Here is a 21,481-nt window from a genome sequence, read left to right as displayed (position 1 = left end):
GAAAGCCAGTACCCTAATGCAAAGAGGTCACCATGCTGACACTAGATAAATCCGATATCACCTTAAACTGCTCGGCTGAAAACAAGCAGCAGGCGATATTGCTCATTGGCGAAGCCCTGACTGAAAAAGGATTGGTCAGTTCCAATTACGTAGAAGGAATGAAAGTAAGGGAGGTTCAGGCGTCTACTTTTCTGGGCAACGGAATTGCGATTCCTCACGGCACCACAGACACCAGAACCTTAGTAACAAAAACAGGCGTGAGTATCCATCACTTCCCGAATGGCGTTGACTGGGGAGAAGGCAATACGGTCTACCTAGCGATAGGTATTGCAGCTAAGTCTGATGAGCATCTCTCCATCTTAAAACAGTTAACAAAAGTACTTTCTGCTGATGGTGTGGAACAGCGACTAAAAAACGCAGACTCTCAGGAAAGCATTGTTCAAATCATCAATGGCGAATCTGCCGATCATTCGGTTTTAACCGAGGCATCTGTCCTAATCGATTTCCCAGCCACCGAAATGATGCAACTGAAAGCGGTATCCGCAGGGCTAATCAATTGCCATCAGCAAAATCAGCACGCCATCGCAAGCCTTATCTCAAGCTCTCCAACCCATTTAGGCAAAGGGTTGTGGTTGGTCAGCACCAATGAGCAGGTCGAACACACTAGCGTGTCTTTTGTTTCTGTCAGCGAACCCTTTGAGTATGAACACCAAAGCGTAAAAGCCATGATTGCGTTTGCCGCCAAAGATGATGCCCACCTCCCCTATCTGACACGTCTTCAGCAGCTTATTGAGAGTAAAGATGTAGAGCGTCTAGTAAACGCAAACAAAGATGACGTTATCGCGCTACTGTCTTCTGAACAAAATCAACCTTCCCTCCCAGAACAGGCGGCTGGCACAGACGGCGTTCAAGGTATTTTCTCCATTAAAAACGAACACGGTTTACACGCCAGACCGGGCGCAATGCTGGTAGCGGAAGCCAAGAAATTCGACGCCACTATCAAGGTTACCAATCTGAATGGGGGTGGGCAGTCAGCCAATGCTAAAAGCCTGATGAAAGTGATAGCCCTAGGCGTTAAACGTGGGCATGAACTTAAATTCATCGCTCAGGGTGAAGACGCACAACAGGCGATAGATGCCATCGGTCAGGCGATTGCTTCAGGTTTAGGAGAAGGATAGACCATGAAAAAAGTCGTAACCATCACCCTGAACCCAGCACTGGATCTCACGGGTTCTCTAAATTCCCTCAACCAAGGTGGTGTCAGTCTGGTCGAGCAGAGCAGCTTTCATGCGGCAGGAAAAGGTGTAAACGTTGCACAGGTACTTCGGGATCTGGGCGCGGAAGTTGCGGTAACGGGCTTTCTTGGTAGAGACAATCAGGAAATGTTCTGCCAACTGTTTGAGAAAATTGGCGCAAAAGATCACTTCGTTCGTGTAAACGGTGCAACCAGAATCAACGTAAAGCTTGTGGAAAGTAATGATAAGGTCAGCGACGTAAACTTCCCCGGCGTGTCTGTTTCTTCATCCGATAAACAGAAGTTCGAGCAAAAACTGAAAGAGTTATCACAGGAATACGATGTGTTTGTCCTCGCGGGCAGTTTGCCTGTTGGCGTTTCACCGGAAGAGTGCCAGAACTGGATCTCCATGCTTCAAGGTTCCGGCAAGCAAGTGTTATTCGATAGCAGCCGGGAAGCCTTAAAAACTGGTCTCGCTGTCTCGCCTTGGTTAATCAAACCCAATGAGGAAGAGCTAGGTTATCTGGTTGATAAGAAAATCGAATCGATTGAAGAATGCCTTAATGCTGCCGCTTATCTTGACCAGTTTACTATTCCCAATCTCGTTATCTCTCTGGGTGCAGAGGGCGTGCTCTGGAAAAAAGAGCAACGCTGGCTGCACGCCAAACCACCCAAAGTCGACATCGTGAGCACCGTTGGCGCCGGAGACACTCTGGTGGCTGGAATGTGCTGGGCTCACCTGAATCAATGGGATGATAAAGATGCCCTAGCCTTTGCTACGGCTCTGTCTGCCCTTGCCGTAAGCCAAGTAGGTGTTGGCGTCCCGGATATCGAAAAAGTTTCCTCTCTACAACAAACAATAAAAATAACGTCACTAACTGAAGCCATAGATTAATAAGGTCAAGAATATGAACATCTCCATAGTTACCGCTTGCCCCAGTGGTGTTGCAAACTCAATCATCGCAGCAGGGTTACTCAAAAATGCCGCGCAGCAACTCAATATCCGTGCTCACATTGAATGCCAGTCCAGCGTGATGCCGGTAGACAAGCTATCGCAAAGTGCCATCGACAGCTCCGACATTATTGTGATTGCAGGTTATCCGGGTATTGATACCCAGCGTTTTATTGGCAAAAAGGTGTATCAGGATAGCGTATCAAACGTCGCGCAAAATGCTGAAGCATGGCTTTCCCATGCCATTGAAAATGCAGCGCTGTTGCCTGCTAGTGACGCTGCTGTCGAAAAGGTTGAGGACCCATCGGCAGAAAGCACCAGCAAAAATATTGTTGCGATCACTGCCTGCCCAACGGGCGTGGCTCATACTTTTATGGCGGCTGAAGCCTTAGAAGACGAAGGGAAACGCTTAGGTCACAACATCAAAGTTGAAACCCGAGGCTCGGTTGGTGCTAAAAACCAGTTAAGTGACGACGACATCGCCAATGCAGATCTGGTTATTATCGCTGCTGATATTGATGTTCCTCTGGACAGATTCAATGGCAAGCTCATGTACCGAACCACAACCGGGCCGGCATTGAAGAAGACCAAACAAGAATTTGAGAATGCCTTCCAGCAAGCCACCACTTACACCCACACTGCCAAACAAGACAGTAATTCGTTTAAGAAAGAAAAGACAGGGGCATACAAACACCTGATGACAGGCGTCTCTCATATGCTTCCTTTGGTCGTCGCTGGCGGTTTGGCGATTGCATTTTCATTTGTCTTCGGGATCGAGGCGTTCAAAGAAGAAGGCACCTTAGCTGCCGCTTTGATGACGATTGGTGGCGGCTCTGCTTTTGCACTTATGGTTCCCATTCTAGCAGGCTTTATTGCTTTCTCTATTGCAGACAGACCGGGTCTGGCTCCGGGTTTGATTGGCGGCATGCTGGCTAGCTCTACCGGCGCGGGTTTTCTTGGAGGGATTGCAGCAGGCTTTATTGCGGGTTATTCCGCCAAGTGGCTGGCAGAAAAAGTATCCCTGCCGCAATCCATGGAAGCGCTAAAACCTATCTTGATCATTCCGCTTGTCGCAAGCTTGTTCACCGGTCTGATCATGATCTATGTCGTAGGAACCCCGGTCGCCAGTGCTATGAATGCGCTGACAGAGTTTCTGAACAACATGGGCTCCACTAACGCCGTCCTGCTTGGCATTATCTTAGGCGCTATGATGTGCTTTGACCTAGGTGGTCCGGTTAACAAAGCGGCGTATACCTTTGGGGTTGGTCTTCTGGCAACCGAAACGTATGCTCCGATGGCCGCGGTTATGGCGGCTGGTATGGTTCCGGCTTTGGGTATGGGTTTGGCAACCTTCCTGGCTAAAGATAAGTTCGATGCCAGTGAGCGAGAAGCAGGAAAAGCATCATTTGTTCTCGGGCTGTGCTTCATTTCAGAAGGTGCCATTCCATTTGCAGCAAAAGATCCTATGCGTGTCATTCCAGCGTGTATGGCCGGTGGCGCGCTGACAGGTGCACTTTCTATGTTGTTTGGTGCAGAACTCCTGGCTCCGCACGGAGGATTGTTCGTGCTGCTTATCCCGAATGCAATCAGCCCGGTACTGATGTACCTTGCAGCCATCGCGGCGGGTACAGCATTGACCGGCTTTGGTTGTGTGGCGCTTAAGAAACAAGCCGAAATGAAAGCCGCTACCGCTTAAACTGAAAAAGGTGCTCAATTGAGCACCTTTCTTTATCACTTCTAACGTCGTCTATACTCCACGCCGTCTAAACCTAAGCAGCGCTAACAGTGGCACGATCCACCACGCCAAGCTACCGGCCTCTGTATCACCATTGTTTGTTGGTTCAGGCTCCGATTTTGGTGTCACATTTTGAGAAGCAGGATCAGAGGTATTGTATTTCGGAGTTTCATTCCCCGCGAGTACACTGCTTATCCACGGAAGATAATCCGCCACTTCAGTGAAAACGCCATGAACAGAGGAAGACGGATTACCGCATATGCTTGGTCCAAAACTCGCTATACCGATTTGAATGAACTTGCCACCATCAAACCAAACTAATGGACCACCTGAGTCCCCCTGACAAATTGCGCCATACAAACCTGTTGTAGCACTGTAGCTTCCTCGGGTGCAGATATGCCCGCCTTTCACCGAAGCAAAAGAGGTACAGCTGCTGTGAGTAACGTAGTCCAGATCAACCTGAAGAAGATGATCGGATGTGTCGTAATTAGATTTGGTATTGCCGTGACCAATGGCTTTGAACTTTGCGCCACTGACACGGTAGTTGGCAATATCCGAAGCAGAAGGCAAAGGCACAAACTGGTTTGAAGGTACTCCTACCATTTCCGATTCCAGTTCGATAATCGCAATATCGTTCTCCCACAAGTAGTAAGAACCGTCTTTGTAGTCATCACGGTAGTAGAAAGATTTCGCTTTGATTTTTTGTGCTGAGCTGAAATCTCCGTCTCGCTCAAGCTGCAATACAACCGTTGTGTATTTGTTGTAGAAATTGTCCTGCACGCAATGAGCCGCAGTCATGACATGTTTGGAATCCAGAATGGTGGCACCGCAGTAGTTGCTGTAGTAGCCATAGTCATCTCGCCTGTCGTAGTAAAGGCTCGCCATGTATGGGTGATTTGAGATATAGGCATTGCTGCCGTTGACAATGGAAGGAGACACTTGCTCAGCGCCAACTACAGGCTGAGCCGTTAAGAAAACAGCAGTAAGAAACATTTTGCGCATAGAACTCTCCCCTGTAAACATCCCAAGATGTTCAAAGCTCTACTTCTAGTGTAGGAGAGATTTGTTCTATTACCCGTAAAGAATTGTAAAGCAGTCAGACGATATGAGCTAATTTATAAATAAAAAGAAAGCCGATTTACAATATTTTATTCTTTAAATTCAGCCAGTAAGGATAAATTAATCAATAACTTGCCGGTATCTGGAAAAGCTCAGAGCGCACGATTATTTCTTTCTGATCGTACCAGTTATGAATAAAACAGCTAACGCCAGCCAACCCAAACTGCCGCCGCTCGACTCAGTAGAATTGCTCAAACTGTATTTGCTAAGCCATTCTTTGCGAAGCGCATCGGTTGAAACTGCCTTCGGAGTTTCATTACCGTTGATAACGCTGGTTATCCAGCTCTGGTAGTCTTTCACTTCCGTATAAACCGATGTCACACCAGAACTCGATACCCCGCAAGTTCCGGTCACGAAACTGGCTACCCCCACCTGATATTGAATCTGAGAATTAGAGTCGGTCCAATATACTGGTCCTCCAGAGTCCCCCTGACAGGCACTGTTCAACAAACCAGAAAACGTGGTGGTGTCTTTGAAACAGATCTGTTTATCACTCAGTTTATTTCCGTTAAAAAATGTCGCCCGACACTCCGCCTGACTCGCGACCTCAAAATTGGTTTTTAAAAGTGGCAGATAGCCGAACTTCTGTTTACGGTCATCATTATTGCTTTGAGTATTTCCGTGCCCCACTGCGGTAAAAGCAGCACCAGCTGCGCCACGATATGTCGATTCTGTGGTGTCAGTCATAGTAAGAGGGATAGATGGAAAAACGCTGGATGAAAAGGTCAGCGGTGTTTCCAGCTTTAGCACTGCAATATCATTCGGTAACAGGTCAGAATTGGCGTTTGAATAGTCGTCTGGGTAATAGATTTCGCTAACCCGAACTCTTTGTTTACTACCAAAAGGTTGGACCTGAGTTGGAAAATCTTCTTCATTATCAAGTTGCGGTACAACTGTAGTAAACAGACTCGTGACTGTGCTGTTATACACGCAATGCGCTGCCGTCAGAACATGATTGGCATCCAGAATACTGGCTCCACAGAAATTCCCACTGGAATATCGTCCGTCGTATTCCAGTGAGTCTACAAATAGTGTTGCAATACTCGGGTAATCTGCGCTTTTTGCCACTTCCCCATTGACGATCAAAGGCTTGATTGTCGATGCCGAGCAAACTGAGCTCGCCAATATAACGCTCGAAAATAAAATCTGTTTATGCATGAATCCGTTCTCCCCCTATTCCTATTTAAACTAAGAATATATCATTTAACATCAAATCAATGTGACATTCATACAAAAGTAAATCATCCACAATCGCTATATTTTTCAGTGTGTTATGTGTTTATTGGATAAACGAGAAAGGTTCAGGGAAATATTATTTAAATGGAATTGAAACGCCCCAGTAATTGGGGCGAATATTTACTTTCTACGAGTGAAACCGAATAGGAACATGCCTAGTAAGGCGAAAATACCTATCGCCCCGCCCGATGAAGTTGAACCACCAAAAAAGGCTAATCGCTTGTCATGAGTCGAGGTGAAGCTGGGCGATACTGAGCCAGCTAGCACGCTGTCAATCCAGCTTTTGTACTCATAAACGTCAGTAAACACAGTTGTCGTCTGCGGCAAGAATCCACAGGTGGAATGACCGAAACTGGTAATACCGACCTGAATGTTTTTGCTGCCGCTATTAATGTAAACCGGACCACCAGAATCCCCACTACAAGCACTATTGTATCTCTGGGTATTGGGGTTGAATGCCCCTGTTGTACAGAGCTGAGTTTGATCTATCGTTGTGTTGGTAAACGCCGACCCACATGTCGCGGCATCAACATACGTTAACTCAGTTTGCTGGAGCGTATTACTGGTGGTTTTGGTTGAATCATTAGTCAGACCATGACCAATAGTGACGAACGAAGTCCCCGAGGTGGCGTAATTTTTGTTGGTCGGACGCTTTATTGCCACATTGTTTACATCAATGTTTCTTGGGGATTCCAGCTTAAGAATGGCAATGTCATTTTTGCTCGTGTTGCTGTCCCAACCGGGATGAATATAAATCTCACTCACCTGATGACGAGTCACGTTACCAGGATAGTCGGTGCGATATTGGAGCTGAGGCACCACCTTTGTAAAGAGGTGAACGTCTGTTCGGTCATCCACACAGTGGGCTGCGGTAAGCACGTAGCTTTCATTGAGTGTGGTTCCACCACAGAACAATGAACCGTACTGTTGGTTATATTCAAAAGCATCGAGATACAGGTTCACGATGGACGGGAAGTTTTGGACGGACGCGTCTGTTCCATTGATGATGAAAGGGTTAACTTCACCAGAGGCAGAAACAGCGAAAGGAAGCGAAGCCAACAGGGCGGTAACTGATTTACGCATCAAGATCCCTCGAATTGGTAGATTGCTCACGAATGACTTTTAGCCATACTCATTATGTATTTAAAATATTTTCACGAATTATAGCAATTCCTGTCTTAGGTCCGATGTCACAAATGTAATTGCGTGTAAGGAAAAACGGCTGCCCATAAGGCAGCCGTTTCTAATCATTTAATTGAGTAGCAGCAATGCCACTATCCGCGATAGTAACGCTGAGGTACAAACGGCATTTTCTCTACTGTCATTGCCAATTTCTTACCGCGTACTTCGGCGAATACTTCGGTTCCCACAGCGGCAAATTCCGTTTTCACGTAACCCATAGAAACTGGTTTACCCGCCGTTGGACCTGCTGTGCCACTGGTCACGATACCGATTTCATTGTCATCAGCATCAAACAATTTTGCGCCTTCACGAACAGGGGCTTTAGTTTGACCAACCAGACCAATACGCTTGCGAGATACATTCTTAGTCGCGATTTGCTCAAGAATGATATCCGCACCCGGAAAACCACCCGCGCGTTCGCCGTCTGTACGACGCACTTTCTGAATACCCCAAAGAAGGCTAGCTTCTACTGGCGTTGTTGTTGTATCCAGGTCGTGACCGTACAGGCACAGACCACACTCAAGGCGAAGTGAATCACGAGCACCAAGACCAATCCACTCAACTTCTTCAAAATCGGTCAGTGCGCGTGCCAGTTCTTCGGCTTTGCCTTCTGAAACTGAGATTTCGTAACCGTCTTCACCAGTGTAACCAGAACGGCTAACCAGACACTTCTCACCCAGAATTTCAATTTCACGAGCGTCCATAAACACCATGTCAGACACTTCTGGTGCAAGTCGTGCAAGCACGGCAGCGGCTTTAGGACCTTGAAGAGCAAGTAGCGCACGGTCTTCAATCACTTCCATTTCAACCGATGCTGGCAGGTTAGCTTTAAGGTGAGCAATGTCCTGTTCTTTACATGCTGCGTTTACCACTACAAACAGGTGATCGCCAAAGTTTGCCACCATCAGGTCATCCATAATGCCGCCTTCTTCATTGGTGAAGAAAGCATAACGCTGGTTGCCAACAGGAAGATCAACAATATCGACAGGTACTAACGCTTCTAGCGCTTTTGCAGCATCTGCACCGTGCAGTCTAAGCTGCCCCATATGAGAGACATCGAACAAACCCGCCGCATCACGAGTATGCAGGTGCTCTTTCTTTACACCCAATGGGTACTGTACAGGCATATCATAACCTGCGAATGGCACCATCTTCGCGCCTACTTCCACGTGCAGTGCGTGTAGTGGGGTTTTCAGTAGTTCTGTCATTGTATTCTCCATATCGCCAAACCCTGGCTGACAATTTAGACGTTTAACTGGTTTCGGAAGAAGCTGTCTGCTTTTCCTTGCTTGTCTGAAAGGTGAAAAGAAACGCGAAAATGGCGTGTTTCCCCCTTCCCTGTTGTGACTTTCTCACCTGGTGGTTACGCTTTTTGTTTCCACGAAGTTAAGATTTGTTTCCAATAGTAGATAAAGTTGACTTGGTTTTAAACCAGCTTTGCGTGCAAGACCAACATTTTTGTGACATTTCACAACTATTTCACATGGTTGTATTAATGAAAAAATCAGTTAAATGGAAGGAAATGCCCGCAAAATTAGAGGGTTAGAGAAGCAAAGCAAACGTTTGCCTTCACTATAGGAAACTTTTAAGAATTCGAATTATTTTGCTGTGACCCACAAAATCTGTGCATCTTCGTCACTGGTAGAGACCAGCATATGACCCATATTGGCATCGTAATACACGCTGTCTCCGACCGTCATAGGCACAGGTTCATAGAACTCAGAATAGAAGAGTACTTCCCCTTCTAAGATCAATAAAAACTCTTCGCCATCGTGCCTCACCCAGTCGCTGTAATCGTCAAAATCCCGCGCTCGGATTCGGCTCTTAAATGGCATCATTTTCTTATTGGAAAGTTGAGTCGCCAGCAGCTCGTGTTCATAGGTTGGTGTTGGGTGCGGTTTCCCCTCTCCGGAACGAGTCAAATCCCGGCGCCCCGTCGCCACCTTTTTTCTAGGTGGTTCAAAGAGTTGCGGCATATCTATCTTCAAACCATTCGCGAGCTTTTGCATAGCTTGAAAGGTAGGAGATATTTGTTCGTTTTCTATCTTAGAAAGTGTCGAACGCGCAAGGCCAGTACGCTTGCTTGCATCTTCTAGGGTTAACCCAAGTTTCATGCGAATTTCTTTTAGCCGCTTGCCCAGTTTTAGAGGCTCTATATTTTCGTCCTGACTCTCTTTTGCAAGCGTAACAGATGGGTACTCATCGTAGATGTCTTCAGACATGCGTCCCTCTTATTTTCATACTTCCTAATGTTGTTCTTTTATTGTGCACAGAGACGCCTGAACATGAAAGTAGCCGGAAGAAATTAAACAGTGCGCCATGTAGCAATTTCGGAAAACATGTTTCCAATAGGAAATTTTTGATTGATTGTCTTCTCAACTAACGCTATGTTACAGCCTTGTTAGATGGAGAACTTTCTCGCACATTTCTGACGTATTACGTAATAGACCATTTACAAACAAAAATTATTCTGCCATTCGAGTGCAACTTACCCTACAATCCGCACCGAAAAAGCAAACGTTTGGCTAAATCGCAATTCAGATTGCCACCTCAGCCAGATTGGTCACGTAGTAAACGGCAGAAATCGAAAGTTCACAGATTCGCGCTGTTTCTGCTTCAACACGAAAGATAGAAACAGAGAAACAAAGGAAGCCTGGCTTATCTAACGAAAGTTGACCGCTTAGAGTCACATTAAGTCAGACAAATGGAAGGTTATCTGCCATGAACAACAAGTCTTACCAAAACCACAGCCTGGAGAACTTCTTCTCTACTAACCTCTCTGCAACCGATGACGCTGTCTTTGCCGGAATTCAGGCAGAAAATGCTCGCCAGAACGATCAGATTGAGCTTATTGCTTCTGAAAACATCGTCTCTAAAGCGGTAATGCAGGCACAAGGCACATGCCTGACCAACAAATACGCAGAAGGTTATCCGGGTCGTCGCTACTACGGCGGTTGTGAACACGTTGATACCGTTGAAGCAATTGCCATCGAGCGAGCGAAAAAACTGTTCAACTGTGAATTTGCAAACGTACAACCTCACTCCGGCGCACAAGCTAATGGCGCAGTTAAGCTGGCACTTCTTCAGCCAGGCGACACCATTTTAGGCATGTCACTGGACGCTGGCGGTCACCTGACTCACGGTGCTCGCCCTGCCCTTTCAGGCAAATGGTTCAACGCCGTTCAATATGGCGTGGACAAAGAAACACTAGAAATCAATTACGAAGATGTTCGTGCTCTGGCAAAAGAACACCAACCAAAAATGATCATTGCTGGTGGCAGCGCCATTCCTCGCGTGATTGATTTTGCTAAATTCCGTGAAATCGCGGACGAAGTGGGCGCTATTCTAATGGTCGATATGGCGCACATTGCGGGTCTTATCGCAACTGGCGCACACCCAAGCCCACTGCCGCACGCTCATGTTGTTACCACAACAACTCACAAAACACTTCGCGGTCCTCGCGGTGGCATGATCCTGACCAATCACGAAGACATCATCAAAAAAATCAACTCCGCAGTATTCCCTGGCTTGCAGGGCGGCCCTCTCATGCACGTGATCGCGGCAAAAGCCGTCGCGTTTGGTGAAGCTTTGGGACCAGAATTCAAAACTTACATTGATACTGTGGTTAGTAACGCAAAAGTTTTAGCCGAAGTGTTGCAAAATCGTGGCTGTGACATAGTGACTGGTGGCACCGACACTCATCTGATGCTGGTTGACCTTCGCCCGAAAGGACTGAAAGGCAATCAGACAGAAGAAGCGTTGGAGCGCGCTGGCATCACATGTAACAAAAACGGCATACCATTTGATTCAGAGAAGCCTATGATTACATCAGGCATTCGCTTAGGTACGCCTGCCGGAACAAGCCGCGGTTTCGGTAATGAAGAATTTAAACAGATCGGAGAGTGGATCGGTGATGTACTTGACGGCTTAGTTGAAAGCCCTGAAGGCAACGCAGAAATCGAGCAACGCGTTAAGAAACAAGTGAAAGAGCTCTGCAATCGCTTCCCACTCTACCAATAATATTAAACATCCCTAGGAATTTTTTGGAGATAATTCAATGGATAATACACTGAAGTTTGCTGATAGCCACGAGTGGGTTAAAGACAATGGTGACGGCACCGTAACTATCGGTATCTCAGAGCACGCTCAGCAAATGCTTGGCGACGTCGTATTCGTAGACCTGCCAGACGCAGGCGACGACATTGAAGCTGGCGACAGCTTTTCTTTGGTTGAATCTGTAAAAGCTGCGTCAGACATCTACGCACCAATTACGGGTGAAATCCTTGAAATCAACGAAGAGCTGGAAGACAGCCCAGAGCTAATTAACGAAGAACCGTATGAAGGCGGTTGGATCGTTAAAGTGAAGCTGCAAGATGCTTCTGAACTGGACAACCTGAAAGATTCAGAAGAATACCTTAACAGTATTGAAGACGAATAAGTAATCGACGAGTCGCGGTAGATAGAGATTATGACAGAGTTACTTCACCACCTAAGCACGGACAACGAGTTCATTGCACGCCATAACGGCCCGAACAATGCAGAGCAACAACACATGCTGGATGCCATCAAGTCATCCAGCCTGGACGCTCTGATTGAAGAAACCGTTCCTGCTCAAATTCGCCTTGAATCGCCAATGAGCAAAGCTGCTCCTATGAGCGAAGCAAACATGCTTGAGGCGATGAAACAATTTGCCAACCAAAACCAAATCAAGCGTACTTTCATTGGTCAGGGTTACTACAACACCTTCACACCAAACGTGATTCTACGTAACGTGCTAGAAAACCCAGGTTGGTACACAGCTTACACCCCTTATCAGCCTGAGATTTCTCAGGGCCGTCTTGAAGCCTTGTTGAATTACCAACAAATGGTGATGGACTTAACGGGTATGGAAATCGCGAACGCCTCACTGCTGGATGAAGCAACGGCAGCGGCAGAAGCGATGACTCTGTGTAAGCGCGCAGGTAAAAGCAAGAGCAACGTGTTTTTCGTTGCCGATGATGTGCACCCTCAAACCCTTGCCGTGATCCAAACACGTGCAGAGTTTATCGGTTTTGAGGTGGTGACAGGTTCTGTTGAATCTCTATCTGATCACGACGTATTCGGTGCGTTGGTTCAATACCCGGGCACCACTGGTGAGGTTCGCGACCTTACCGAGGTTATCGCTGCTGCACAAGCAAAGAAAACGCTAGTGACTGTAGCAACCGATCTTCTAGCCTGTGCTTTGTTGAAGCCAGCAGGTGAAATGGGTGCAGACGTCGTTATCGGTAGCGCCCAGCGTTTCGGTGTTCCAATGGGATACGGCGGTCCACACGCTGCATTCATGGCAACCCGTGACAAACATAAGCGTACTATGCCAGGTCGTGTAATCGGTGTTTCTATCGATTCAAAAGGCAACCAAGCTCTGCGTATGGCAATGCAGACTCGTGAGCAACACATTCGCCGCGAAAAAGCCACATCGAACATCTGTACTGCGCAGGCACTGCTAGCGAACATGGCGTCGTTCTTCGCAGTATTCCACGGTGCAGAAGGTCTACGTACCATCGCGCGCCGTACACACCACATGACTGCCATTCTGGCGGCTGGTCTGACGAAAGCCGGTTACGAGCTTGCTCATAACAGCTTCTTCGATACCATCACGCTGAACACGGGCGATAAAACTGAAGCCTTGCTTGAAAAAGCACTGCAGGCAAACATCAACCTTCGCAAGCTGGACGGTCAAATCGGCATTAGCTTCGATGAAACCACCACTACTCAAGACGTTGAAGCGCTATTTGGCGTATTCGGTGTGGAAGAGAAAGTGGAAGCTCTGTCTGCTGAAATTGAAGGCAACGAGTTTGCAGCGATTCCAGAAGCGTGCCGTCGTGAGTCTGAGTACCTGACTCACCCAGTGTTCAATACCCACCACAGCGAAACGCAGATGATGCGTTACCTGAAGCAGCTTGAGAACAAAGACTTCTCACTAACTCACGGCATGATCCCGCTGGGCAGCTGCACAATGAAGCTGAACGCTGCGGCTGAAATGATTCCGGTCACCTGGCCAGAATTTGGCGCGATCCACCCATTCGCACCACTAGATCAGGCAGCAGGTTACACAGCCCTTGCTCAAGACCTAAAACAGAAGCTATGTGAAATCACTGGCTACGACGAATTTTCACTGCAACCAAACTCTGGTGCATCGGGCGAATACGCAGGTCTTATCGCGATTCAACGATACCATGCGAGCCGTGGCGAAGGTCACCGTAACGTATGTCTGATCCCAAGTTCAGCACACGGTACGAACCCAGCGACTGCTTCTATGATGTCGATGAAAGTTGTCATCGTTAAATGTGATGACGACGGCAACATCGATGTTGAAGATTTGGCAGCGAAAATCGAGAAGCACAAAGACAACCTGTCCAGCATCATGATCACCTACCCTTCTACTCACGGTGTTTACGAAGAACAAGTGAAAGAAGTGTGTGAAATGGTTCACACGGCTGGCGGTCAGGTTTACCTTGATGGTGCCAACATGAATGCTCAGGTTGGTCTTACTTCACCTGGCTTCATCGGTTCAGACGTATCTCACCTTAACCTGCACAAAACGTTCTGTATTCCACACGGTGGTGGCGGTCCGGGCATGGGTCCAATCGGTGTTAAATCGCACCTTGCACCTTTCCTGCCGGGTCACGTTGAAAACGGTGTAGAAGGTAAAGATTACGCAGTATCTGCCGCTGACTTAGGTAGTGCTTCTATCCTGCCAATCTCGTGGGCTTACATCGCGATGATGGGCACAGAAGGTCTGACAGACGCAACCAAAGTTGCAATTCTGAACGCCAACTACGTAATGGAGCGCCTGCGCCCTCATTACCCTGTTCTTTACCGTGGCACCAATGGTCGCGTAGCGCACGAATGCATTATCGACATTCGCCCGCTAAAAGAAGACACAGGCATCAGCGAAGAAGACATCGCCAAGCGTTTGATGGACTACGGTTTCCACGCACCAACCATGTCGTTCCCAGTTGCTGGCACACTAATGGTTGAACCAACTGAATCTGAAGATTTGGCTGAGCTAGACCGTTTCTGTGACGCAATGATCGCAATCCGCGAAGAAATGGCAAAAGTGAAAGAAGGCGAATGGCCACTGGACAACAACCCACTGGTTAACGCACCTCACACTCAAGCTGACCTGTCTGAAGCAGAATGGAACCGCCCTTACTCTCGCGAGCTAGCGTGCTTCCCTTCAGTACAAGCAAAAGCATCGAAATACTGGCCAACGGTTAACCGCGTAGACAACGTTTACGGCGACCGTAACCTAATTTGCTCTTGCCCAAGCATTGAGAACTACGAAGACTAAATATTAGTTTCTGTAAAATTTTAAAGGCGAACCGATTGGTTCGCCTTTTTGTTTTGTGATGGTTAGAGCTTCTAACTTGTTATGGGACACTTCTGCGTTACGAACTGCCAACTGTGAAGCTTATGGACATTAACGTGTTTCGAAAATTTGAATGTTAGAGGTTAATGGATTAGTACAGGTATGGAAAATTGGGACAAGCTCCACCATCAGTGATGGAGCGAGAGCACACTAGCACAGTTGCCTTGCATACTAAAAACCTACATCATAATTTCTCTAACAACCCTAAATTATGCTTCTTATTGAACGAAGATGCGCCACCAATGTAGTCTTGCGCAATATTAGAAATAGTATTTATCAATTTTAAATCCGTTGTTATAAAACCTACTGGAATACTGACCGGGTGCGTTTCTGGCCTTGACACGTGGTAGCATACAACGGCGAAAGTTCCCTCTAGTACAATGACCTCTACACTTCCCCCAAGAAAACCCTCAATTAGTCCATGGAGGTTATTTGAACCCTTCCTAAATTCATTTTTCCAAGCTCCAATCGTTCGCCTATCCGTTATATCTGTCAACGGAAGAAAAATGGAAGGGGTATATATACGTTGAGGGTTCTTTTCTTGTGTAAGCTGCGCTTGTTCTATTTCATTGAAACAAAACTCAAGCTTTTTACTTTTTCCCCAAAAGGCGTCAGAAGGAGCAATCCACGTTAGTTGCTTTGCAGCTTTCTCCTTTGACTTCATGAAAGATGTTGGAAGACCCTTCAAAATCTTTCGAATATGCTCCCAGTTATTTCCAGCATAAATAGGACCTACAAATGGGATTTCTTTTTTATCATCAAGCAAAGCTTCTGCATAACGATGTCCTAATGCTGCAATATCTATCGAGTTGCTATTGAATATATCTTTTGTCCAAGTATCACCAAAAGATTTCATAGCCAAACCAATCTCTTGGATGTTCTGGCCCTTTTGGGATTGATTTAACGCAATAGTTATTGCTTCATGCACTTCAGAGGAGTCATCTAAATTATCAAAGTCTTCTCGTTCAATAGCTTTACCTTCTTGATCAATTGCAAAGTAAGTCGTTAAACGCATTGGATCTTGTGTTAGTTTACTAACAGAATCAATAGTATAAATGCTAGGCCGTTCACTTCCTTCTGTACGAACACCTTTTAAGTAATCATTATCCAATAATTGATAGAAATTCCTTTGAAAGTTTGACTTTGCTAACCGTTCTGTTTCGGAAAGTTTTTTGTTATCAACGGATAACTTGATGCCAGCATGCCACCCACCAGAACTGCGTTTATTTCCAATGCAGTTAAAGCCGCAAAGTTCAAATGAAAGCGCAGCACCGGTTTCTTGGATTGAGTTGGTTTTAGGCAGTTTACCAATACCTTCGAAGTAGCCTGCTGATTGCTGGGTGAGTTGAACTAGGCCCTGCTCATTAAAAACAAGGTCCCCTTTATCCATCAAATCACCAATGGCTTCATTAACTTCAAGCTTATTTAAACCCAAATAAGTTGCAATCTGAGATGGTTTCATAGGTGCTAGTTGCACTAACCTCAGCACAAACTCTCTTATGAACGAAAGTCCCTGCTTGGTCACGTATGAAAAGCGAAAGTTAAAACGCTGAGCAGGTACTATGAAATCTACCTCATGATAGTTTAATCTAATTTCTTCAGTCATTATTTAACTCCATTAAGGTCGCTATTGATTTTGTGGATACGATAGTCAGACGAATCTTTAGCTTGTCCAGATATGTAACTTAGTACTTTGCCTAACGGCAGTGTACTGTTGTTTCCCTGCCACATATGGGTTGAACCAACAATCATCAACCGATCCATTGCCCTAGAAATAGCAACATTAATGCGATTCGGGGTTCTCAAAAACTTTGGTTTCTTATCGCGACTTGAGCGAGTTACTGAGAGGATAATGACTCTATTTTCTTTACCTTGATAGCTATCGACAGTATCAATCTTAATAAGGTCCTTAAAGTCATCGGTCCACTCTATTTCTTTGAATTTTTGGCGAATTAGTCTTTTTTGTTCGCCATACATGCAAATAACACCAATGGCTGCTTCACCTTTTTTCACCACACCTTTTAGTTTTGCGACAAACTCGGGTTTATTAGCGATATCTTTTAATAAGTTGATAATGATATCTGCTTCTGTTCGGTTATATATACTGACACCACGATCCCCTCGATGGTAAGCCTTGTCACCCAAATGCGATGTATCAATCCAAGAAACCACACTTTGCAGCATTTCTGGCGCAGCACCATAGATGTCAGGAACTTTACGCTCACCATTTTGTAGTTCACCTTTATAGAAAGTATCCGAAACAATATTTCCAATAGGTGGTGCCATACGGTACTGAGTCAATAAGGATGCGCCTGCTTGCTTGCCGTATGGTGATTCGAACGCTCTCGCAAAATCACTTTGCAAGACAGCATCGAGGTCAATCTCTTTGTCGGCCAAACCAAGTTTAAGAGCCAATGCTTTTTTATGAGCATCAGAATACAAAGGCGGTAATTGTTTATGGTCACCGACGAGTAAAATTCTTTTACCCGATTGCATAGCTATAGCAAGCTCACTCGCTATTGAACGAGCTGCTTCATCGATAATAACCCAGTCGTATTGATTATCAGCGATACCTAAATGACGTTGTCCAATGCCAACACAAGTACCAGTCACTAATTGTCTAGAACGGGCAAAAAACTCATCATAATTAACACGCTCGGTTTCAAGTACGTCTAACATATCGCCTGAGATATTGGCTAATGCGATAGCTTTGTCTGCTTCGTCAGGCCTAACTGAATATCTCGAACATAAGTACTGAATCACCTTGGTTTGTGCATCCCGAACATCTAAATTTTCATCGTAACTAATGCCATATTTGCTACTTAATGCTTCGCGGATAGTCGCATCTAAATCAACTACATTTTTCTTAATGATGTGAAGCTCATCTTTTTCAAGCCCCCCATCCTTCATCGACTCCAATGATTTATGCAAAGTATCAATCTGCTTAAACAAAGTGAGCTCAGCTTCCACCAAATCAGTCAAAAACTCAGCCTGTAAGCCAAGAGCTTGAGACAATGATGCAACTCGATACTTCGCTTCAGCTCTAAATAACTCTCTTTTTTCCGCGACTATCGCATTGGAGTAAACATCTTTTAGACCCGTTGAAACTGCACCTTCTCGGTTACTAAATCGAACAACATCCAATTCCGTATCAAGACGAGAACAGTGCTTACGAATCCTTTCTGCTGCCGTATTAACGGCTTCATGCGATTGACTAACTAGAAGAATATTCTTTACATTCTGCTTTTCTATCAAGTGGTGCACAAAGGCCGCAATGAACTCCGTCTTACCTGTCCCAGGGGGACCTTGTAACATCGAAAGAGGCCCGTTACTTAAAAGTTGCTGGAATGCTCTCCTCTGTTGCTGATTCAGGCTAATTTGATTGTTATGCTCATCGGTACGATCGTAACGAGCAAAATCGTCAGACGTCACTGGTTTATCATATTGTACCGTCGGAGAGCTGCAATCAGGATCAAAATACTGAGCCAGGTTGCTAACAACACTTTCATGTTCCAAGATGCGCTCTAAGGCTGCCTTACGTTTAACGTAAGAAGCTTTATCTTGCTTTGTACGGAAGAAAACTTGGTCTCCATCCTCTAGATTCCTTGCTTTGAAACCGACGCGATGTAATCTAATCTCATTGAGTGCACTTTGTTTAAGCTTAACTTCGCCAAGGCGAATTTCGTCATCGCCTACAATTCTTAAAGCTTCAATAACATCATTTTTATTGAATTGCCCTAGTACATCAACGTCAGAAGCGTATGGGAGAATGAGTTCGTCATCAGAATCTTTTACTTCGTTTGCTCCCCCAATTACCTCAATATATGGATAGGCTTGGGTTTCAGTCTCCAGAACTGCTTTCCATAATTTATCAGTTGATATTACAAGATGATCTGGAGACGTATTTTTAGCTTCAATGTTTTTAAATACTTGAGCTAGTTGGCTAGTAAGCCCATCAACTTTCTCCTCTTCTTCAATCGGTTTGAGTACCGTTTCTACCGTTCTATTAAATGACTCATTGCCCATTAGCTTTTTAGTTAATTGGCTTAATTCCATAACAGAACCAGACTTAATCGTGATAGCAAAGTCTAAAACCAGTTGGCACCTTTCTATATCTTTCGGATGAATAGAGTCTCTTGCACGAGGAGGTAAAGAAACAATAAAGCCTCTTTCATTCGTTGTATAAATAACACGAGCACTACCGCCAAGCCCATAAAAAGTAACCACTACATCAGTGCTGTTTTGGTTACTTTTCTCGACATGGACATACAACTTTCCGTTATCGGGATAAATTGTAATCGTTTCAAAATCTTTATTGCTGCTAATAGTAACTGGGGCAATATTTACAGTTTTTTTAGGTTTTAAAGCGGCTTTAAATCGAACAAGATCTTTGAATCCTGCACTAGAATCGGTCACCTCAACCTTTAGGGCATCACTGAGCTCCGGGAATTCACTTAAATCGACTCCCCACTCACCACCTAATAGCTCGAACGACAATCTCATGACTGCAAAATTATCTCGCTCAAAAGGTGTACAGTTATCTATATTTTCGGGACTATAACGATGATTTCTCGGTTCATCACCATCAGTAGAGAAATCAGGAGCGTCGATTAACGTTAGGTCAAAACCGTCAACTGTTTTAGCTAGAATAATGTTTTCTGGGTGTAAGTCACCATGATAAAGGCCAAGCCCGTGTAAATGCTCTACAGACTCAACCAACTTATCAATCACTGCCAAGCGTTGCTTGCTGCCAATTGATGCCTTATCCCAAGTTAACCCTTCAACCTTATCTGTTACCATAAATAGGCTTGAAGACTTAGTGGCAATGCCAAACTCTCTAACACATGGCAGACATGGTGGGTTTATCGATCTGATCTTCTCAAGGCGTTGTAAAAAATGCAGTACTTTATAGCTCAGTGCTGGGTCGTCAATTGATGGATTAACATTAAGCCATGCTTTTACCATTAACCCACCTGATACATAAACTTCCTTCTCGTCAGTTTCCACGATAAGATCATCATCTTCACGATATTGGCGGGAGTGGCTAATGTTTCTTCTATATGGCTCAAGTTCACTATCATCAAATTCAAATGTACATGCATCGCTCGGCTCAGCTTCTTTTAAAGCATCAAACAGCTCTTCAGCATTATGATAGCGCCCCCTAGCAATAGCGTTTTCTAAGACCAAACTGTACCATTCTGAGCAAGAAGCTAGCCTCTCATTTAGTTTTTCTAAACTAACCGGCGAAATTCGTTCGTCATTAAAAATATGCCAACACAAAATGCCAAGTGTTTTTACATCACTTTGAAATGGAGAAAGCCCGTCGTCCGCTTTTTTACCCGATATAGATAACTGCGAGCGATAATCACCAACAGTGCCAATGGGTTGATGGTAGGCAGAGATGAAGTTAGATAATGCAATCTCTTTACCAGGAGAAATCCAAAGACTATGGTCTCCTAAATCACGGTGAGCAACTTTCATCTTATGCAAGTCTGCAAACTTCGCTACTAGCAACTTAACCAAGTTTGCACGGTCAACATCAGAGAAGTTTTTACCAAACTTACCGATGAATTCGTTAAAGCGACTGTGGTTTGGTGGAAGTTCAAATACTTCGTTAAATTCGGTCGTTACATCATCAGGCTGTACATTGGTTAAAGAACGTAAACAGTGTTTATATAGGTCTAAGTTCTGATGCTTGATATAGCTGAGCACCTCACGCTCCCTAGAAACGATGCTATATCGACCTTCAGGTGTCCCGCCTTTCACGCCATCAAAATTTTTAAAATTCCAGACACGCAGTAACGCTTCATCCTGTTTAGATGATTCTGATTTCGCTAAAAATTCTTTGTACAACTTGGTTGGGTGTTCATCAAATATCAGTGATTCAGCTTTATAGCCATTCACACTGATCTGTTTCGGAGCTGTTGAGTTACCTAAAAACAGTGAATCAAAAACATGAAAATCTTGATTCAGGACTTGCGAGTCTGGGTGAGGCCTGAATTTTCCATTGAATGTTTTTTGGTCAGCATAAGTTAAGAATTCGTCTAGGCTAATCGTGTGATGCAATTCTGTATCTGGAAGTTTACTAAAATCAGCATTACCGGACATCACTACAAAAAAATGAACTTGAGGTAAAAAAACCTTATTGGTGAATTTATGCCTTTCGCGTTTGAGTTTATTATCTAAAAGAAACTTCTTGTTGCGTGTTACGCTAACCGGAGATCGCCCCATTAATTGGTTATTTTTGTACCACTTATCCTTACTGCAAGTGATCTCTCCGTAGTTCCAATCTTTCAGTTCAATGATGAGAACATTGCAGTGAGTCACAATGACAAGGTCAAACTCACCCTCGTAACCACGATCTGAATCCACAAACCTAAATCCAGCGTATCCTTTCCATGGGAACATTGATGAGCCACCAATACCGCGCAGTTGGTCTTGTAGAGAACCACCTCTTGTTGGTTTGTTTTTCTTTAACTTTGGCTTGGAAAATGCAGCTTTAATTTTATCAATAGCTTTAATTTCTTGGGCTTGAAGCCCTCCTTCCCACAGTTCTATTTCCAAGGTTTACCTCGTTATTCACTAACTTTATGACAATGCAGGTATAATATG

The 21,481-nt window shown here is 45.1% G+C and carries 13 protein-coding genes; 6 read left to right on the top strand and 7 right to left on the bottom strand.

What is annotated here, in order from left to right; translation table 11 throughout:
* The first annotated feature begins 32 nt into the window (after window positions 1-32).
* The 3 genes from fruB to fruA are packed head-to-tail and all read left to right on the top strand — an operon-like array spanning window position 33 to window position 3,882.
* Entirely contained in the window at window positions 33-1,178 is a 1,146-nt protein-coding gene (gene fruB, locus INR79_RS22870; protein WP_223100177.1) for a fused PTS fructose transporter subunit IIA/HPr protein, read from the top strand.
* A gap of 3 nt (window positions 1,179-1,181) precedes the next feature.
* Complete coding sequence (gene pfkB, locus INR79_RS22865) at window positions 1,182-2,129, top strand: 1-phosphofructokinase (protein ID WP_223100175.1); 948 nt, start codon at window positions 1,182-1,184, stop codon at window positions 2,127-2,129.
* A 13-nt stretch (window positions 2,130-2,142) separates the two neighbouring features.
* Complete coding sequence (gene fruA / locus INR79_RS22860) at window positions 2,143-3,882, top strand: PTS fructose transporter subunit IIBC (RefSeq protein WP_223100173.1); 1,740 nt, start codon at window positions 2,143-2,145, stop codon at window positions 3,880-3,882.
* Window positions 3,883-3,933: 51 nt separating this feature from the next.
* Here fruA and INR79_RS22855 read toward each other — a convergent pair whose 3' ends face one another.
* The 5 genes from INR79_RS22855 to INR79_RS22835 form a co-directional block, all read right to left on the bottom strand.
* Window positions 3,934-4,923: a S1 family peptidase gene (locus tag INR79_RS22855; protein WP_223100171.1), complete on the bottom strand. Its 990-nt coding sequence runs from the start codon at window positions 4,921-4,923 to the stop codon at window positions 3,934-3,936.
* Window positions 4,924-5,145: 222 nt separating this feature from the next.
* A complete protein-coding gene (locus tag INR79_RS22850) occupies window positions 5,146-6,198 on the bottom strand; it encodes a trypsin-like serine protease (RefSeq protein ID WP_223100291.1) in 1,053 nt (350 codons plus the stop codon).
* 198 nt (window positions 6,199-6,396) lie between these two features.
* The gene (locus tag INR79_RS22845) at window positions 6,397-7,359 is read right to left on the bottom strand and encodes a trypsin-like serine protease (RefSeq protein ID WP_223100288.1); all 963 of its coding nucleotides are present in this window, start codon (window positions 7,357-7,359) and stop codon (window positions 6,397-6,399) included.
* Window positions 7,360-7,550: 191 nt separating this feature from the next.
* Complete coding sequence (gene gcvT / locus INR79_RS22840) at window positions 7,551-8,678, bottom strand: glycine cleavage system aminomethyltransferase GcvT (RefSeq protein WP_223100168.1); 1,128 nt, start codon at window positions 8,676-8,678, stop codon at window positions 7,551-7,553.
* Between the two features lie 378 nt (window positions 8,679-9,056).
* On the bottom strand, window positions 9,057-9,680 hold the full coding sequence (locus INR79_RS22835; protein ID WP_223100166.1) for a helix-turn-helix domain-containing protein: 624 nt from the start codon (window positions 9,678-9,680) through the stop codon (window positions 9,057-9,059).
* Between the two features lie 499 nt (window positions 9,681-10,179).
* Here INR79_RS22835 and INR79_RS22830 point away from each other — a divergent pair, with 499 nt between their 5' ends.
* Genes INR79_RS22830 through gcvP form a run of 3 tightly spaced genes read left to right on the top strand, consistent with a single transcriptional unit; the run spans window position 10,180 to window position 14,791 of the window.
* Window positions 10,180-11,478, top strand: coding sequence for a serine hydroxymethyltransferase (locus INR79_RS22830; protein WP_004408900.1), 1,299 nt, complete (start codon window positions 10,180-10,182; stop codon window positions 11,476-11,478).
* Window positions 11,479-11,515: 37 nt separating this feature from the next.
* The gene (gene gcvH / locus INR79_RS22825) at window positions 11,516-11,896 is read left to right on the top strand and encodes a glycine cleavage system protein GcvH (protein ID WP_004408901.1); all 381 of its coding nucleotides are present in this window, start codon (window positions 11,516-11,518) and stop codon (window positions 11,894-11,896) included.
* A gap of 30 nt (window positions 11,897-11,926) precedes the next feature.
* Window positions 11,927-14,791 carry an aminomethyl-transferring glycine dehydrogenase gene (gcvP, locus tag INR79_RS22820; RefSeq protein WP_223100163.1) on the top strand — a complete coding sequence of 955 codons (2,865 nt, stop codon included), beginning with the start codon at window positions 11,927-11,929 and terminating at the stop codon, window positions 14,789-14,791.
* A 262-nt stretch (window positions 14,792-15,053) separates the two neighbouring features.
* Here gcvP and INR79_RS22815 read toward each other — a convergent pair whose 3' ends face one another.
* Together INR79_RS22815 and INR79_RS22810 are read right to left on the bottom strand one after the other, a co-directional pair.
* Window positions 15,054-16,475 carry a hypothetical protein gene (locus INR79_RS22815; RefSeq protein WP_223100161.1) on the bottom strand — a complete coding sequence of 474 codons (1,422 nt, stop codon included), beginning with the start codon at window positions 16,473-16,475 and terminating at the stop codon, window positions 15,054-15,056.
* Complete coding sequence (locus INR79_RS22810; RefSeq protein ID WP_223100159.1) at window positions 16,475-21,433, bottom strand: AAA domain-containing protein; 4,959 nt, start codon at window positions 21,431-21,433, stop codon at window positions 16,475-16,477. Before INR79_RS22810 ends, INR79_RS22815 begins: the two co-directional genes overlap by 1 nt.
* Between the last annotated feature and the right edge of the window lie 48 nt (window positions 21,434-21,481).

It is taken from the genome of Vibrio sp. SCSIO 43132 (assembly GCF_019904195.1).
In the GTDB taxonomy this organism is placed as follows: domain Bacteria; phylum Pseudomonadota; class Gammaproteobacteria; order Enterobacterales; family Vibrionaceae; genus Vibrio; species Vibrio nigripulchritudo.
The sequence above is the reverse complement of the archived record's forward strand: the minus strand, read 5'-3'. Positions and strand labels throughout refer to the sequence as shown.

Excerpts from the sequence above, each read along its gene's own strand:
- gcvH (WP_004408901.1), top strand. The coding sequence starts at position 11,516 with ATGGATAATACACTGAAGTTTGCTGATAGCCACGAGTGGGTTAAAGAC.
- INR79_RS22830 (WP_004408900.1), top strand. The coding sequence starts at position 10,180 with ATGAACAACAAGTCTTACCAAAACCACAGCCTGGAGAACTTCTTCTCT.
- gcvT (WP_223100168.1), bottom strand. The coding sequence starts at position 8,678 with ATGGAGAATACAATGACAGAACTACTGAAAACCCCACTACACGCACTG.
- INR79_RS22835 (WP_223100166.1), bottom strand. The coding sequence starts at position 9,680 with ATGTCTGAAGACATCTACGATGAGTACCCATCTGTTACGCTTGCAAAA.
- pfkB (WP_223100175.1), top strand. The coding sequence starts at position 1,182 with ATGAAAAAAGTCGTAACCATCACCCTGAACCCAGCACTGGATCTCACG.
- fruB (WP_223100177.1), top strand. The coding sequence starts at position 33 with ATGCTGACACTAGATAAATCCGATATCACCTTAAACTGCTCGGCTGAA.
- INR79_RS22845 (WP_223100288.1), bottom strand. The coding sequence starts at position 7,359 with ATGCGTAAATCAGTTACCGCCCTGTTGGCTTCGCTTCCTTTCGCTGTT.
- fruA (WP_223100173.1), top strand. The coding sequence starts at position 2,143 with ATGAACATCTCCATAGTTACCGCTTGCCCCAGTGGTGTTGCAAACTCA.
- INR79_RS22850 (WP_223100291.1), bottom strand. The coding sequence starts at position 6,198 with ATGCATAAACAGATTTTATTTTCGAGCGTTATATTGGCGAGCTCAGTT.
- INR79_RS22855 (WP_223100171.1), bottom strand. The coding sequence starts at position 4,923 with ATGCGCAAAATGTTTCTTACTGCTGTTTTCTTAACGGCTCAGCCTGTA.
- INR79_RS22815 (WP_223100161.1), bottom strand. The coding sequence starts at position 16,475 with ATGACTGAAGAAATTAGATTAAACTATCATGAGGTAGATTTCATAGTA.
- gcvP (WP_223100163.1), top strand. The coding sequence starts at position 11,927 with ATGACAGAGTTACTTCACCACCTAAGCACGGACAACGAGTTCATTGCA.